The 15,698-nt window shown below is 43.9% G+C and carries 11 protein-coding genes; all 11 read right to left on the bottom strand.

The genetic code is table 11. From position 1 onward, the window contains the following. Positions 1–29 precede the first annotated feature (29 nt). Entirely contained in the window at positions 30–941 is a 912-nt protein-coding gene (locus ABXS85_RS01225) for a diguanylate cyclase (protein ID WP_353668231.1), read from the bottom strand. After that, positions 938–5,374 carry a PAS domain S-box protein gene (locus tag ABXS85_RS01220; protein WP_353668230.1) on the bottom strand — a complete coding sequence of 1,479 codons (4,437 nt, stop codon included), beginning with the start codon at positions 5,372–5,374 and terminating at the stop codon, positions 938–940. Before ABXS85_RS01220 ends, ABXS85_RS01225 begins: the two co-directional genes overlap by 4 nt. Before the next feature lie 240 nt (positions 5,375–5,614). Beyond that, complete coding sequence (locus tag ABXS85_RS01215) at positions 5,615–5,863, bottom strand: hypothetical protein (protein WP_353668229.1); 249 nt, start codon at positions 5,861–5,863, stop codon at positions 5,615–5,617. A gap of 143 nt (positions 5,864–6,006) precedes the next feature. Then, positions 6,007–7,395 carry an ATP-binding cassette domain-containing protein gene (locus ABXS85_RS01210; protein ID WP_353668228.1) on the bottom strand — a complete coding sequence of 463 codons (1,389 nt, stop codon included), beginning with the start codon at positions 7,393–7,395 and terminating at the stop codon, positions 6,007–6,009. Next, positions 7,392–8,174 (bottom strand): ABC transporter permease, encoded by a 783-nt coding sequence (locus ABXS85_RS01205; RefSeq protein ID WP_353668227.1) that lies wholly within the window; start codon positions 8,172–8,174, stop codon positions 7,392–7,394. The genes ABXS85_RS01210 and ABXS85_RS01205 overlap by 4 nt, the downstream gene beginning before the upstream one ends. Before the next feature lie 2 nt (positions 8,175–8,176). Then, positions 8,177–9,109: an ABC transporter permease gene (locus ABXS85_RS01200; RefSeq protein WP_353668226.1), complete on the bottom strand. Its 933-nt coding sequence runs from the start codon at positions 9,107–9,109 to the stop codon at positions 8,177–8,179. Further along, positions 9,109–10,644 (bottom strand): ABC transporter substrate-binding protein, encoded by a 1,536-nt coding sequence (locus tag ABXS85_RS01195; protein ID WP_353668225.1) that lies wholly within the window; start codon positions 10,642–10,644, stop codon positions 9,109–9,111. Before ABXS85_RS01195 ends, ABXS85_RS01200 begins: the two co-directional genes overlap by 1 nt. Before the next feature lie 224 nt (positions 10,645–10,868). Next, positions 10,869–12,092 (bottom strand): extracellular solute-binding protein, encoded by a 1,224-nt coding sequence (locus ABXS85_RS01190; RefSeq protein ID WP_353668224.1) that lies wholly within the window; start codon positions 12,090–12,092, stop codon positions 10,869–10,871. 96 nt (positions 12,093–12,188) lie between these two features. Continuing rightward, complete coding sequence (locus ABXS85_RS01185) at positions 12,189–14,174, bottom strand: beta-galactosidase (RefSeq protein WP_353668223.1); 1,986 nt, start codon at positions 14,172–14,174, stop codon at positions 12,189–12,191. Between the two features lies 1 nt (position 14,175). Beyond that, positions 14,176–15,054: an SMP-30/gluconolactonase/LRE family protein gene (locus tag ABXS85_RS01180; RefSeq protein ID WP_353668222.1), complete on the bottom strand. Its 879-nt coding sequence runs from the start codon at positions 15,052–15,054 to the stop codon at positions 14,176–14,178. Position 15,055: 1 nt separating this feature from the next. Continuing rightward, entirely contained in the window at positions 15,056–15,697 is a 642-nt protein-coding gene (locus tag ABXS85_RS01175; protein WP_353668221.1) for a 2-dehydro-3-deoxy-6-phosphogalactonate aldolase, read from the bottom strand. Position 15,698: the final 1 nt, after the last annotated feature.

Below are 15,698 nucleotides of genomic sequence, written 5' to 3'. Positions count from 1 at the left end.
TAAGTGCGCGGGATTATAACGCCCCCATGCTACATCAACAATCTATTACGGCCTTGATCCTTGGCTTTATACAAGAGCTCATCCGCTCGCTTAAGCACTTTACGCTTAGTATTCAACTCGGGGGATAAAACGACTGCTCCCATGCTAATGGTTACCTTAATCTCCTCTTGTTTGCTCTTTATCACGCATTCTTCAACTTTCGATCGAATATGCTCTAAACGCTTAACCAGCTTATCTTGATGATCATCAAACAGAATCAAACCAAACTCCTCGCCACCTAAACGTCCCAACTTATCCTTTTCAGATAGATTATCTCGAACACAATTGCTTATCTCAATAAGCACCTTGTCACCCACATCATGACCATAAGCATCATTAATGTGTTTAAATTTATCCAAATCAAATATACCGCACGCAATGGATATGCCTTCACTATCAACACTTTCTAACGCATCATCCAGCATCACCTCAAAACTGCGACGGTTAGCGACGCCAGTTAAATGATCCGTTGATGCCAACTCTTCAAGCATCTTGTTAGAGGCAACGAGGCGGCCACGCATATCCGCTATTCGCCTCATCGCTAGCATTTTGGCAGAGAGGATTTTTTGACTGATGGGTTTAATCAGGTAGTCGTCACCACCGGCGTGAATCGCGTCTTCAATATCACCTTCCTCATCACTGGCACTCAGAAAGATGATGGGAAACCACTCTTGCCCACCCTCTTGTTGTAAGGAGCGAATCTGCTTAACTGCAGCAAAACCATTCATCTTGGGCATTTGCACATCAACCAAAATAAGATCAATGTCATTAATATGGCTTTGATACTCTTCAATTACCTCTAAACCGTCTCTGGCTTCAATCACATCACATCCAAGCTTGCTCAAAAGCAATTTCAGCAACAAACGATCCGTATTAGTATCATCGGCAATTAGTACTTTCATAATTCGACCATCACACGATTTAATTCATTTTTCACTTTTTGATACATAACCTTAAGATTCTTCGCTTGCTGTGCGTAATCCATAATCTCTCCTTCGCGTCCTTGTATTTCAAGCCTAGCAGCCAATTCAGATAATGCCATTGCCCCCACATTCTGACTGACAGATTTTAAACTGTGCGCTAACTGACTAATTTTTTCTGCTGCTTCTGATGAATAATGAATCTCATCAAAGCGAGACATCAAACTCTCCGTATCTTCGAAGAAAGCATTCACTAATAAACGGATATCACCTCCTAGCGCCTCCTTTAAACCATGCAGAACGCTAATATCAATCACACTATCTTTTGCTTCCAACTGAGCAGGCTGTATAAGATCTTCACCGCCTAATGAATCATGGTCATGATTTGGCAACCACTCTTCAATAATCTGAGACAAATGAATCTGTTTAAAAGGTTTAGGAAGGACACCATCACCACCAGCACGAAAAACTTCAGCTGAGGTTTCAGGCATAATGTCGGCCGTTAGCGCAAAAATCGGCACACGTTTTTTTAATTGCTGATTTTTTTCCGCTTGTCGAATGTGCCTCATGGCCGTTAAACCGTCCATCACAGGCATGTGTAAATCCATCAGAATCAAATTTGGATGATATTCTTGCCAACATTCCACACCGATAGCACCATTCGTTGCTTCAATTACCTCAAAACCCATGCGGCTCAATACGCCATGAGCAACCGCCATATTGGCTTTCATATCCTCGACTACCAAAATACGGTCACGAGAGTCTCGTTTGCTAAGCGTTTGTTCAGAACTAACCTCTTCTATGGCAGTCTGATCGTCGCTAATGACCTGATAAGCCAAAACGTCTTTGGACAAACAATAAGCAAGGCCTTTCTTCAAGCTTCTGGCCCCCATGGGCTTTGCAATACACAAGTTTATCCCTGCATCCGTTAATTCTTGATGAGACAACAAGCCGGCTGAAGAAGTAATCAAGATAATTGGCTGGTATAAAGAACCACATAATTCACGAATTTTTCTTGATAGCATTAGGCCATCTAGTTCGGGCATCATGTAGTCCAATATAATGATCTCGTAGGCTTGATTATTATCGTAAGCCCCATGAATTCGAGATAAGGCTTTTTGTGGTTTCGACTCGGTATGCGCCGCAATACCGAAAGAAGATAATTGGTTTTTAAGAATGGTTAGATTGGTTTCATTGTCATCAATAACAATGGTTTTCTTGCCGACCAATAAAGCCTCATCGGCAACAACTTCTGGCCTTGGTTTGGCATGACTTTCAGGTAAGGTTAACGAGACACTAAAACAGGAACCAATATTTAACTCACTATCCAATGCTACACTGCCATTCATTAATCCAACCAATTGCTTGGTGATGGCTAACCCCAACCCTGTACCACCAAATTTACGCGTTGTTGAACTATCAGCCTGTACAAAAGCATTGAATAAATGTGGTTGAGCCTCTTTCGCTATGCCCACTCCTGTATCAGAAATACTCATCACAAAAGAAACGCGACCTTGCTTATCGGTCTGACCTTTGACAGAAATCAGCACATGTCCCACATGAGTAAATTTAATCGCATTACTGACCAAATTAGTGAGGACTTGTTTAATACGGAAAACATCACCTACCAAATAACGCGGACAGGAATCTTGATACTCAACCAATAAATCAATGCCTTTCTCCTCCGCTTTCACCATCAGTAATCGCACCACATCAAAGATGGCTTTTTCCAGATCAAAATCCACCCGTTCAATAGACAAGTGACCAGCCTCAATCTTAGAAAAATCTAGAATACCGTCAATCAACTCCAACAAACTTTCACCTGAGTCTCGCAACACACGTAATTGCTCGCTTTGCTCTCGATCTAATTTGGTTCCCGCCATCAGTTCAGCCATCCCAAGTACACCATTTAATGGCGTTCTGATTTCATGACTCATGGTGGCTAAAAAGTTGCTTTTCGCCTTACTGGCCGCCACCGCCTGTTCACTCGCGGTACGGAGTAATTCCTCCGTTTCTTTACGTGACGTGATATCCATGTTCACACCAACTAAACGAGTGGCGACACCTTGCTCGTCAAACAATACGGCTGCATTCGATTTAAGATAACGTAACTGTCCATCACGACGAGTAATACGAAAATCAAAATCCAATTTTTGCGCAATAGCGGATGCTTCTTGTTGATTTTCTACTTGAAAACCACTTTGCTCAATGCCACTGAGAATTTCTTGCAGCTTCTCTCTGTCTTCTGGATGAACACTCGCTTCCCATACTTCCATAGGCGAGGTTTTGTGGTCTTTTGAAATACCATATAAACGGTACATCCAATCATCCCATTGCAAGTGACGATCAGCTAAATCAAATTCCCACACACCAATACCAGCCGCATCTGCAGCAATCGACAAGCGTATATTGGTATTGATCATTTTACGCTCAACCTCAAGACGCTGACTCACATCACGCACATGGGCTATGTAGCCAAGCAACTGTCCATCCTGGTCCTCAATACGACTGCCTATGGTTTCCGCATGAAAAATCCCCCCCTGTTTGCTACGATAAGCGGCTAGATATCGGTCTGATTCAATGTGCTGTTCGCCATAATATTTATGACCTAAATCCACATAATCACTTTCAGCGGCATACAAATGTTCAGTCGTTTGACCAATCACTTCATCAACTTGATAACCAAACATGTCACAAAAAGCAGGATTCACCATTTTGATAACACGCTGATGGTCGACAAAGACTATGGCTTCTGGTGCATTCATGAACAAAGACTCGAACATTTTTTTCTGCTCACGCAAATCTTGTTCAGCATGAATTTGTTCCGTTCTATCTTGGAAGGAAACCACAGCCCCCGTAATACGATTCTGCTCATCACGAACCGCCATACAGGAATACTCACAAACAAATTGCTCCCCCGTTTGTGAGACGTGCTCTGCTCTGACTTGACTCTGTTGTCCAGATGACAAAGTATGCTGAATAGCGGTCAAAACAGGTTGGCAGGATAAGTAACTTGGCTCAGATGTGTTAACAAGGTTGAGTATATTTTTACCTAATATGTTTTCTGATAAATAGCCTAAGATGTTACAAGCAGCCGTATTTACAAAGGTAATTTCACCTTCTAAGCTGATACCAAATATCCCTTCATGAACGGCTTCTAAAATCAACTCTTGTTGACGTTTAGCTTGTTTAATTTTGACCTCAGCAAGGTGAGTCGTTATCGCATTACCAACCCACTGTCCTAATAGCTTCATCAGCTCAAAGTCATCTTCTCCAAATGCTTCAAACTTAGGGTTAGGACTGGAAAAGTTTAATGTTCCATAGCGCTGATTATCCACATAGATAACAATGCCAATATAAGCTTCCAAGCCAAACGCTTGATAACATGGGTGGTTTTGAATTTCACTGATTCCGGTATGATGATAGGCCGTTGGCAAGTCATTGTTTAAGGTATGAACGCAATAGGTTCCATCAAGTTCAAAGGTTGCCCCAACAGGCACCTCTCCATTTGGCGTAAAAGCATGTTTAACTTCATACAGCGAACCATCAATTTTACTGATCAAGCCAAAAGGCAAAGAAAACTGCTTACAGCCAACTGACAGTATTTTTTGTAACTTTTCATCGAGTGATAACTCACTGTCGGCAGTCACACTATGCAAGGATTTAAGCGTGTTTATGGTACGCCGTTGAGCAGTAATATCTTGCATGCATAGATATAAACCTGTTACCTGACCATTTTCGAATCTTGGTACATAGGATGATTGAATAAAACGCTGCTCTTTATTATCACCAATGTTCACTTGATAATTATAGTTCACAGGTTTACCCAACAGACCCTCAGCAAGTTTGTCGCTAATTTTCGAGAAATATTCTGCTGGTATGAGTTCAGGAATACGCTTGCCGATAATTTCCTGTCTTGGTAAGGAAAAACGACGCTCATAGGTTTCATTAACAAATTCATAACGCAAATCTTTGTCGACTAGAGCGACAAATGCCGGGATATTATCGTGTAGGTTCAACAGATCTTGACGAGCAATGCCTCCACTTTGACCGGACAAAATCGTCGCAAGCAAACTCACCAAAGCTTCCAAATCTTGGTCAAGATTCGCTCCTGTTCTTGAATAAGGCTCTTCACCAAGACAAACTAAAGTCGCGCGACACTGCTTAATAGGCTCAACAAAACAAAGTCGCAATGACGATATGTCTCGAAGAATCGGAGGCAAATCCACTTCGGTTTCAATATCGACAATGCGATGAGAACCTTGCATGGCCAAATTGGTGGCCAAAGCATCGGCGAAAGAATAGTGCTTTAATTTACCATTAGAAACGATTTGCCCGTTTTGATATACCAAAGCAGCATAGGGTGCAGCCATCAAAGATTGTGCAATTTTTAACGTGGCCTCTACTTTAGACATAACATCTCTCCATGACCCTTTAATAATTTTTATATCAATGCATTAAGAAAAACACGAACAAGTCTATTGGCCAATACAATAGCTTCTTTGTTGCACTAATAATCAACATCTAAGTAGTTCTCTTGCGGGCTTTCTAAATAATAGCCTATCAAGACAAGTACAGAGGCTTATTCTTACTTTCCTTTAAACAAGCCTTTAGCCGATAACAGACATTTGAAGTTTTATTAAACTGCGCTGAATTTATGGCAATAATTTATCTAATAAAACACAATCTTTTGTATCATTACGGCTATTTTTTACTCTATCCAGTATTTTTTGCGCCACCTCTTTTTGGCGCTGGGAAATGTATTTTGAATCCACCGTTTTTTGAACATTTTTAATGTAGGTGTTTAATTTGGGTGTGCAATAATCATCAAACGCCAACAGACTGGAAGAGAAGCTCGTTATCAAACAAACAACTGGCAACAAAACGATTTTATTTAATGACATTATGGCATCCTAATAATTTGATATATCAGGAAAATTAGACCACACAGGATATGAGAATTAAAGCAAAATGCAGGTAAAAAAGCCCAAGTCATGAACGACTTGGGCTTAGCTTGCAAGATAAGGCAAATTATCCTGTCATCAACTTAAGCTGTTAACTTAATCACCTGATCACAGGTTTTCGCCACAAGATCAGGGTCATGGCTGACTAACAGTACAGAGCATCCCGTTTCACGAGCCAGTTCCACTAGAAGTTCCGTCACTTGCTGAGCCGTTATCGGATCCAATCGCGAAGTGGGTTCATCAGCGAATAAAAAAACAGGGTCTAACAACAAAGCACGAAGAATCGCAAAGCGTTGCAGCTCACCTCCTGACACACCAAGACAATTACGCGTCAATATACCTTCTGGTAAATTCAAACGTTTCATCAACACAGGAATACGAGCCCTGTCTATCTTGTGTAGTCTTACCAAGTCATCAAGCAATTGCTGCAAGGTAACACTGGCCGTAAAGGCAGATGGTGGATCCTGATACAACTTCAACCATTGATAAGGCTGGGTATTATCTAAGCACTTTTTGACATCACCCGCTTGTAATGGCAACAAACCAAGTAAAGCATCCCCAAGAGAAGACTTACCACAGCCACTGTCACCAACCACACCAACCACTTCGCCCTGATGAACATTAAAAGACACGGAATCAAACAGGCGTTTACCACCACGCTCCAAAGCTAAATCGCTCACTTCCACCACTTTTTCATTGGAAAGTCTTGCGCTTGGCGCATGCGTCCATTGTTTTGGTTCAGCGGCAATTAAGGCTTTGGTGTAGGCATCTTTAGGTTGGTTTAGAATGTCGATGGCATCGCCATGCTCAACCAAATTACCGCCCTTGATAACCATCATACGACCCGCCAGCTGTCGAGCAATGGCTACATCGTGGGTGATGGTCAATAAACCACCGCCAGCTGAACGAGATTGCAATAAACGCACAATGCCATCACGACGATTCACATCCAAACCTTTGGTTGGCTCATCTGCCAGTATCAAATTTGCCCCCGCCGCGGTGGCTGCTGCAATGGCCAAACGCTGCGCCATACCGCCAGACAACTGACCGGGACGCTTATGTCCATTGTCAGCCAATCCCACCTGTTGCAGGTCTTGTTGGGCATGAATATTGGCATCAAGTTTCGTCTCACCTTGCACCAAATGATAAACCTCAGATACTTGATTCACACCTTTCATCAAAGGGTCTAAAGCATGCCAAGGCTCTTGAGGTAACATTACCATTTCCCGGCCCCATAAGGCTCGACGTTGCGCGAGGGTTAAGGATTTTCCAAAAACCTCTATGTCTCCAGAAACCGATAATTCTTCTGGCAATAACCCCATAATAGCTTGTGCCAACAGACTCTTACCTGAACCTGTTTGCCCAAGAATGGTCAGCGGCTGATCTTTTTCAAGACGAAAACTGATGGGTTCAAGCAAGCAAATATTGCCTGCATACACAGCCAAATTAGTCACATTTAATAAACTTGTCATGCTCGTTTACCTGCCAATAGATGAAAACCCAATACCATCAGAGCGATGACAATCAAAGGTTGAGCCAATACCCAAGGCGCTTCACTGTAAAAAGGAAACAACTCCACTGTCATTAAGCCCAACTCAGCGAGAGGCGGCTGAATACCGACATAAACAAAACCCAATGAAGCCATGGTCAAAATTGCATTAGCCCCACCAAAGGCAGCTAAGGTAAACACCGAGGGCGCAATCGCAGGCCAAATATGACGTTTGAACTGATACCAAGTACCAAACCCCATCATTTTGGAAGACTGACGTGCAGGACTTTGAATGACATTTTGCGTAATAGCACGAGTAACACGAAAATACTCGACCCACTGCACCAGAGAAATGGCCAAATAGAGCACCCAAAATGAACCTGGCGCAATCGCGGCAAACAACAGCACAATAACCAACCCCGGCAGCGCCAGTAAAATATTGACCACAATAGCCAAAGCCTGATCCACTCGCTTACCCGCCCATACCGACGTCACACCAAGCACAGTCCCTAAAATAGCCGAAGTCACTACACAAAGTAGCCCCAAGGCAAATGACAAGGCCACCGCATGCGCCATACGGCTTAGCATACTGCGGCCAAAATGATCCGTACCTAACCAGTGTTGGGCACTAGGTGGTTGCAATATGGCGTTCAGATCTTGCTGAGCGATGTTGTAAGATGAAAAATTCATACCCAACAAAGCAAAAGCCAATAAGGCAAGCAAAATACTTAAACCAAACCATTGAGAAGAACGTAAACTCATGCTCATTGCTCTCCTCCACGTGGATCAATCCACAAACATAATAGATCGACAAAAGTATTAAGCAACACAAACACTACGCCCATAGCTAATGCCGCCCCTTGAATAACAGGAATGTCTCGCGCAAAGATAGCATGTGCCAAACCATGACCAATTCCAGGCCAAGAGAATAAAGACTCGATCATGACGATGCCTTCAATCATGCTCACTAGCTGAATCCCTAAAAAGGCCACCACGGGGACAGCAATATTACGAACACCATGACGACGAAACGTCTGCCAACTGGTTAAGCCTTTCACCTTGGAAAATTGATAGAAAATAGACTGGAAGGTCTGTTTTGCTGAATCTCTGACCACACGATTGGATACGGCCGCCAAACTGATGGCCAATGTCACTGCTGGCAATACCAAATGCGCGAAAGTACCGTAACCCGCCACAGGGAACCAACCCCAATGCAGGGCGAACAACAATACAAATAACACACCAAGTACAAACACAGGCATGGCACGCACTGCACTCGACAACCCCATTAAAACAGAGTCCAAAGGATTGCCTCGCCAAGCAGACAGTATGCCCAATGGCACAGCAATTAAGATAGATACCAACAAGCCAGCCAAAGCCAACAGTAAAGAATGGCCCAACATATGTTGTACTGACTCCATCACAGGCAAACCACTGACTAGAGAATTGCCTAGATTAAACTGAAGCAAATCCGTTAACCAATGCCAATAGGCCTGAAAAGCACTTTGATCTAACCCTAGCTCTTCACGCACCAAAGCCGCTGCCTGTGAATCCACATTATCTTGTCCATAACGACTAGCAGCGATGCGATACGCCATGTCACCCGGCAAAGAGCGCATCAACACAAAAGTTAATGTGCCTACGCCCCATACCACAGTGATCAGTTGTAATAGTCGCTTAAAAAGCATCGACTTCATTAACGCACAAACTCCATGTCATTGATAAAGAAGCTGCGTTCAAAAGGATCAAAATGGAAACCTTTTACGCGATTGCTCACTGACGTTTGCTGCACATAGGAAGTAACAGGAATGACTGGACGCTCATCGTAAATCAATTGCGCCACTTGCTGAGCGTATTGACGGAAAATGTCAGGGTCCGCGGTTTTCTCTAACTTGCTCACCAACTCACTGACTTTTGCATTATGCCAATTCATTGCTCCCCAGTCGCCACCGCCGTTGCTGCCGTAATCCGCCATAATCACCGCCAATGGATTAGCAATGAAACCATAATTACGCGCAATCAAAGCCGCTTGCAATGAACCGTCTTGATGTCCCATTGGAATAGCACTTGAATTAGTCACATCCACTTTGGTTTTGACCCCAATGGCTTCCCATTGTGCCTGAATGGCAGTCGCAACCGTAGTCAACTCCGGACGATCCGCATAGGTAATCAAACGAATGGAAAACTCTTTGCCGTCTTTTTCTAGGTAACCATTAGCATTTTTCTGCCAACCCAATTCAGCGAGTAAAGACAAGGCTTTTTGCTGACCATTCTCTTCCTGATTAGCAATGTTTAAATACCAATCGCCCATAGAAGCCGGCATGATTTGTTCTGTGCCAGCACCAGGAATGCGCAACACGCCAGCAGCAATACCAGAACGGTTTAATGCATAGCTAAGTGCCTGACGTGCTTTCACGTCTTTCAACTGAGGGTCGCCCGAATTCAGTTTAATCACAATGGTGCGAGGAATGGCATCTGAATGCAGAGACAGGTTTGGCATACGCTTTAACAAGGGCAAACTGGCAGGGTCTAATCCAAAGACCACATCCGCCTGACCACTACGAGCTTGTAGCACTCGACTTTCCGCACGGTGACCCGTTAGATAACTAGCATAAGGAATGCTGGCTTTTTTACCCCAATAATCATCAAATTTTTCCACCACTAGCTTATGTGGTGGTGAAAATTGCAATAATTGATACGGGCCAGTTGCCGATAAAGCTAACACCTCGCCCTCTTTACCATAAGCGGAAGGAGACAAAATGGCATTTGCATAATTGGCTAAGACAGCACCCAGCACCACATAAGGTTTGCTCAACTCAATGACGACCGTTTTTTGGTCTAACGCCTTAATAGCGACAATAGGCGCTTTGCGTAAAGCACCGTGCTTTTTCAAGGCAATCTCTAAACTCTTTACAACAGCATCAGCATTAAGCGGGCTACCATCATGGAAGGTCACTTGATCACGCAGTGTAAATGTCCAGGTTTTCGCGTCATCACTCACCTTCCAATCACTGGCCAATGCAGGCACCAATTCGCCCTTAGCATTGACATCTAATAAGGTTTCAATCACCTGCATGCGACTGAAAATGTAACCATTTTTAGAAGGATCCATGCTAGTGAATTCAAACGCAGCACTGATCGAAAGAGTATTACTTGCGGTTGGTTGTGCTTGCGCAGACACGCTGATCAAGCCACTCAACAACCCCAATAAAACAATAAATAGCCTAGTCACAGACTTAATTCCTATTCAACCCAAAAAGAAAGGTTATGATATAACATATTTTATGAGAATCACACTTATTTAAGTTGAAAAATATCCTATTTCACTTGAAAAACATTAAGTGATACAAGATGTTAAGGAAGGTGATTTATTCACACTTATCTTAATAAAAAAGAGCCAGCTTCATAATGAAGCTGGCTCTTTAACATTAAAAAATAAGGTCTATAAAGACTGAATTAACGGAAAGCGCGTTTTCTGGCTCTTTCAAGACGCTTAAGAATGGCATCCAAGCGCTCAGGTTTGACCATAAATTCTTGGAAACCTTTCATGCCCTCTTGCGCCATACTTGGATCCGTATCACGGTCATAAAACTGTGCCGTACCAGATGCCTGATTGAGCATTGCCACCCCTTTATTTAGGAAGTAGTTATCCGGTGCTTGTGCATTCACATTGGGTGGAATCTGAATCAAAGCTGCATTCACCAAAGTTTGGTTGTCAGCACGCGACATAAATTCTAGGAACTTACGCGCATCCGCCTTGTTCTTCGCTTTGGCTGGAATATGCACAGTATCCATAGGTGCATCCTCAGACATACCTACATTTGGATTGATTTGTGGGAATTGAAAGAAGCCAATTTTACCATCCAATTCTTTCGGGAAATTTGGCGTAATGAAGTTACCAATCAAGTACATTGCTGCTTGGCCATTGTATAAGAAAGGCTGAGCTTCTTGCCAAGAGTAAGACGCGTGATTATCCAAGAAATAACCATTGTCCACTAAGACTTTCCAGTTTTCGAACGTCTTACGAACGCGATCGTCTGTGTATGGAATTTTACCGTCCATTAGGTCAATGTGGAAATCCAGACCATTGGTACGCATGTTTAAGTAGTCAAACCAACCCGCAGCAGTCCATAGGTACTTAGTACCAATGGTAACAGGTGTGACGTCGTTGGCTTTTAATTTGGCGTTTACTGCTAAAAACTCATCCCAAGTTTTCGGCTCAGACAATCCCAATTTCTCAAAGATGTCTTTACGGTAGTAAATACCCCATTGATAATAAGTGTATGGCATGCCCCACTGCTTTCCATCAATCGTCATGGCTGGAGTGGCTGCAGACATGGTTTGCTTCAGGCCATTTTGATCCCAAATATCACTCACGTCTTCAAATAATCCACGTTCAACGAAAGCCTTCATACGGTTACCAGCATACCAGAAGACAATGTCAGGCGGAGTGGTAGATAGCCAATTGCGAATGGCGGTTTTATAACCTTCTTTATCATAAAGGTTGTATTTCACTGTGATATCAGGGTTTTCTTTTTCAAATTTTTCAATGATCTCTGCGAAAGCTTTCTTCGGTGCTGGATCAGCCTGATCCGAGTTGATCACCAAAGTGCCCGCATTAACCAATGAAGCTGCGGTCATTGCCATAGCGCCGACCAACATAGATTGGATCTTTTTCATTTTGAGCAAGTCCTCTTTTTCTTTTTATTTACTGGAACCAAGTTTCAGTATCGAATAATTTTATGTTTTTTTCAATAAAAGAAACTTAGTTCCACTTTATTTTTTGCTGCTGGCTGTTTTCTTCCAAATTGCTACATTCACCGCTCCAACTTGACGACTACCTATCAGCAATTCTGCTCCTTCGGGTGCGAAATCAATCGTACGAGAAGCGTAATTCATGACAAAAATAAGCTCGCCTCTCTCACGAATTCTTAAACCTTTCGGCAAGTAATAGCTTGCTAAACCCGCTTTTTCAGTTAACTTAACCAAACTGGCTTTCAATGCGCCCTTGTCCAAACATGAGCCTAGGTAATAATGTTGATTTTTGCCAACCAGCACAGGGTTACCAGAATCGTCTTTTAACAAACAAGGTAAGTCAGTGGCGATTTGCTCATGCCAATGTTTGAGCGAACCTTCTCCCCATACACCAGAAACCGCTAATTGAGTATGATTTGGCAAAGCATCAACTCGCTCTACCTGCAATGGTATTAATTTGGCCAATGGACCTGGTGCTAGATTTTCTGGAATCTGATAACTCGAGGTTTTACTGCCCGTTCTTGGACCAGCCAATAACACACCATCAAATGCCTCTAAACGTTTTAGCAGATCGTCACTAATATGGGCTTGCGCTGGTAACACCAGCATTGGATAGGAGTCCAAAGAAGCATTGGCAGGAATGATATCAACGGACAAGCCCAATTCACGCAATGCTTCATACATGCGATAACACCAAAACAAATAACGATAAGCCCGTGATTGCGGCTGAATGTCCAACGACCAACAAGCGTCATAGTCAAACATCAAGGCCACTTTACCGGCACTTGGTAAAGACAATAGCTCATCGGCATCCATACCCAGAGCAGCAGACAATTGCGCAACTTCCTGTGCCACTTGCGCTGCCTCTTTAGCGGCTTCGGCTTCTTCCGCATCGGGGCGTAATAAACCGGCGTGCATTTGTTCTTGGGCAAAGGGCGCTTGACGCCAACGGAAATACGACACCAATTCAGCACCATGGGAAAAGGCTTCCCATGTCCACAAACGCACCGCACCATCAGCGGGAGTCGGATTGTGAGGCGCCCAGTTTACCGGGCCGGGTTGCTGCTCCATGATCCATAAGCGACCTTTACCACAGCCACGATACAAGTCATGATGGAAAGCGCCAAAATCAGGATGACCAACACGCAAATAAGCATGCTTTTCTTCTTCACTGTAAATGGCTTCTTGATCTAGAAAACCCAGTGGGTAAGTATCCCAGCTCGCGACATCGAGATCCTGCCCCACTTTATGATGATCAAATGCAGTGAAAAATCCCATATAGTTATGAACCAATTCACGACCAGCAGAATGCTCTCGTAAAATATCCACCTGCAACTTGTTATAGACCACCACTTGATCCGAGCAGCAACGCTGAAAGTCTAAACGGTGGGAAGGGTTAGCTTCTGTCACCGTCAGATTAGGCAACTCGATTTCATTAAAGCTAAGGTACTCCATGCTCCAAAAAACATTCCCCCAAGCCTGATTAAGCGCCTCAATGCTGCCGTATTTTTCTTTTAACCAAATACGAAATGCCGCTAAGTCCGCTTCAGCATAACTCAAAATGGTATCGTGACAGCCGAACTCATTGTCGGTTTGCCAAGAGACAACCGCGGGGTGATTACCATAACGCTGCGCCATCAAACAAGTGATACGGCGGCATTCTTCTCGATACTCCAAGCTGGCAAAAGTATAATGACGACGCGACCCAAAACCACGTATACGGCCTTGTTCATCTTTCGCCAACATGCCAGGATAACGATCAACCAACCATTTAGGTGGCGTTGCGGTCGGCGTGCCAAGGATCACTTTTAAACCGTATTCATGCAAAATATCCAGTGATTCATCCAGCCATTGCCAGTGAAATTCACCCGATCTTGGTTCAATGGTGCTCCAACTAAATTCACCAACACGAACGTACTCTATACCAATTTTCTTCATATGCTCGGCATCGGCTCGCCAACGGCTTTTTGGCCAATGCTCTGGGTAATAACAAACGCCTAATTTCATTTTATGCTCCAGCAAACGGCTGACTTGGCTCACCTGTCACGTCCATGCCGTACTCTGCTTTAAGATGGATCGCCACCACATGACCTGCTAGTGGCTGGTTGGCCAGTTCTTCTTCACTGCTTGCGACACTGGCAGAAGTAACGAACAAGGTATTGCCATCCACTCCACCAAAGACACAACTGGTTGGCTTTTTAAATGGCAACTCAATGGTCTGTAACACCTCGCCTTCAGGGCTATAACGCACGATACGAGAACCGTCCCAATTGGCATTCCACAAACAGGCTTGCTGATCAATGCAAGAACCGTCAGCTCCTATGCCTTCTTTCACCTCAAAAAAGGGTTTCTGAGAACGAATATCGTCGAATTCCGGATAAGGAAAAGCATGTACTTTGCGTGTCATGGAATCGCCAAAGTAAAAACGACCACGGGACAGATCCCATGCTAAAGTATTAGAAATGCCAATCCCTTCTAACATCAGAGTTTTCTTACCCTCAGCAGTCACTTTCCATAAACGTCCACTGGCTTTTTGTTCGGCGTCGTCCATGGTTCCGACCCACAAGGTACCGTCAGGGTCACATTTAGCATCGTTACTGCGATTACCGGGAATATCTTTATCAAGCTCACAAAGGTATTCCAGCTCACCGGTTTGCTTATCCAAATAAGCAACACCGTCTGCTAAGGTCACTAACAAACGTTCACCTTGAGTGGTAAATACGGCCGAGACTTTTTTCGGTAAGGTCCAATGCTGGGTTTGATTGCTTGCCTGATGCCAACACCAAACCTGACAAGCTGGAATATCCACCCAATACAAAGCTTGCTGCTGTGCGCACCAAAACGGCCCTTCTGCCAATTGATGACGCTGTACACTGATTTGCTGCATCTTAGTTTGCTCCCTGCCAAGCTTGCCACGCGTTAGCAAAAGCCTGTGCATTGGTTTTCGTTGTGGCAACAGATTGGCCTTTCTTGTAAAGAGCAGAACCCAAACCAAAGCCTTTTGCTCCTGCAGCAAAATACTCAGGCACATTGTCTGGCGTAACGCCACCGACTGGGCAAATCCAAGTATCACTCGGGATCACCGCGCCCAAGGCTTTAATCACTTTGAGTGAAGGCAAGGCTTCTGCGGGAAAGAGTTTTAACCCGTCAGCCCCTGCCTGTAAGGCGGCAAAAGCTTCGCTGGCAGTGAAAAAGCCCGGTAAAGCAAATAGCCCGGCTAGTTTCGCTGTTTTAATCAGCTCAACATCCGTATGTGGACACACCATAAGCCCTGCGCCCGTAGCAATTAACTGCGCCAGATCTTGTTGGGTTAACACAGTGCCCGCACCTATCAGTGCCTGCTCTCCAAAGGTGTCTTGCAAAAGACGAATGCTGGTGAAAGGATCTGGAGAATTAAGTGGTACTTCTATCATCTTAAAGCCAGCATCCAACAAAACTTGTGTATGCTCGACCACTTCATCCGGTTGCACGCCACGTAAAATGGCCACCATGGGAAATTCTTGCATGAATGCATCAAAGGAATGCGTCATT

The organism is Marinomonas sp. THO17 (assembly GCF_040436405.1).
GTDB lineage: Bacteria > Pseudomonadota > Gammaproteobacteria > Pseudomonadales > Marinomonadaceae > Marinomonas.
The sequence above is the reverse complement of the archived record's forward strand: the minus strand, read 5'-3'. Positions and strand labels throughout refer to the sequence as shown.

What these genes read in the sequence shown, in the direction of transcription:
- ABXS85_RS01225 (WP_353668231.1), bottom strand. Translation starts at nt 941, where the DNA reads ATGAAAGTACTAATTGCCGATGATACTAATACGGATCGTTTGTTGCTG.
- ABXS85_RS01220 (WP_353668230.1), bottom strand. Translation starts at nt 5,374, where the DNA reads ATGTCTAAAGTAGAGGCCACGTTAAAAATTGCACAATCTTTGATGGCT.
- ABXS85_RS01215 (WP_353668229.1), bottom strand. Translation starts at nt 5,863, where the DNA reads ATGTCATTAAATAAAATCGTTTTGTTGCCAGTTGTTTGTTTGATAACG.
- ABXS85_RS01210 (WP_353668228.1), bottom strand. Translation starts at nt 7,395, where the DNA reads ATGACAAGTTTATTAAATGTGACTAATTTGGCTGTGTATGCAGGCAAT.
- ABXS85_RS01205 (WP_353668227.1), bottom strand. Translation starts at nt 8,174, where the DNA reads ATGAGTTTACGTTCTTCTCAATGGTTTGGTTTAAGTATTTTGCTTGCC.
- ABXS85_RS01200 (WP_353668226.1), bottom strand. Translation starts at nt 9,109, where the DNA reads ATGAAGTCGATGCTTTTTAAGCGACTATTACAACTGATCACTGTGGTA.
- ABXS85_RS01190 (WP_353668224.1), bottom strand. Translation starts at nt 12,092, where the DNA reads ATGAAAAAGATCCAATCTATGTTGGTCGGCGCTATGGCAATGACCGCA.
- ABXS85_RS01185 (WP_353668223.1), bottom strand. Translation starts at nt 14,174, where the DNA reads ATGAAATTAGGCGTTTGTTATTACCCAGAGCATTGGCCAAAAAGCCGT.
- ABXS85_RS01180 (WP_353668222.1), bottom strand. Translation starts at nt 15,054, where the DNA reads ATGCAGCAAATCAGTGTACAGCGTCATCAATTGGCAGAAGGGCCGTTT.
- ABXS85_RS01175 (WP_353668221.1), bottom strand. Translation starts at nt 15,697, where the DNA reads ATGACGCATTCCTTTGATGCATTCATGCAAGAATTTCCCATGGTGGCC.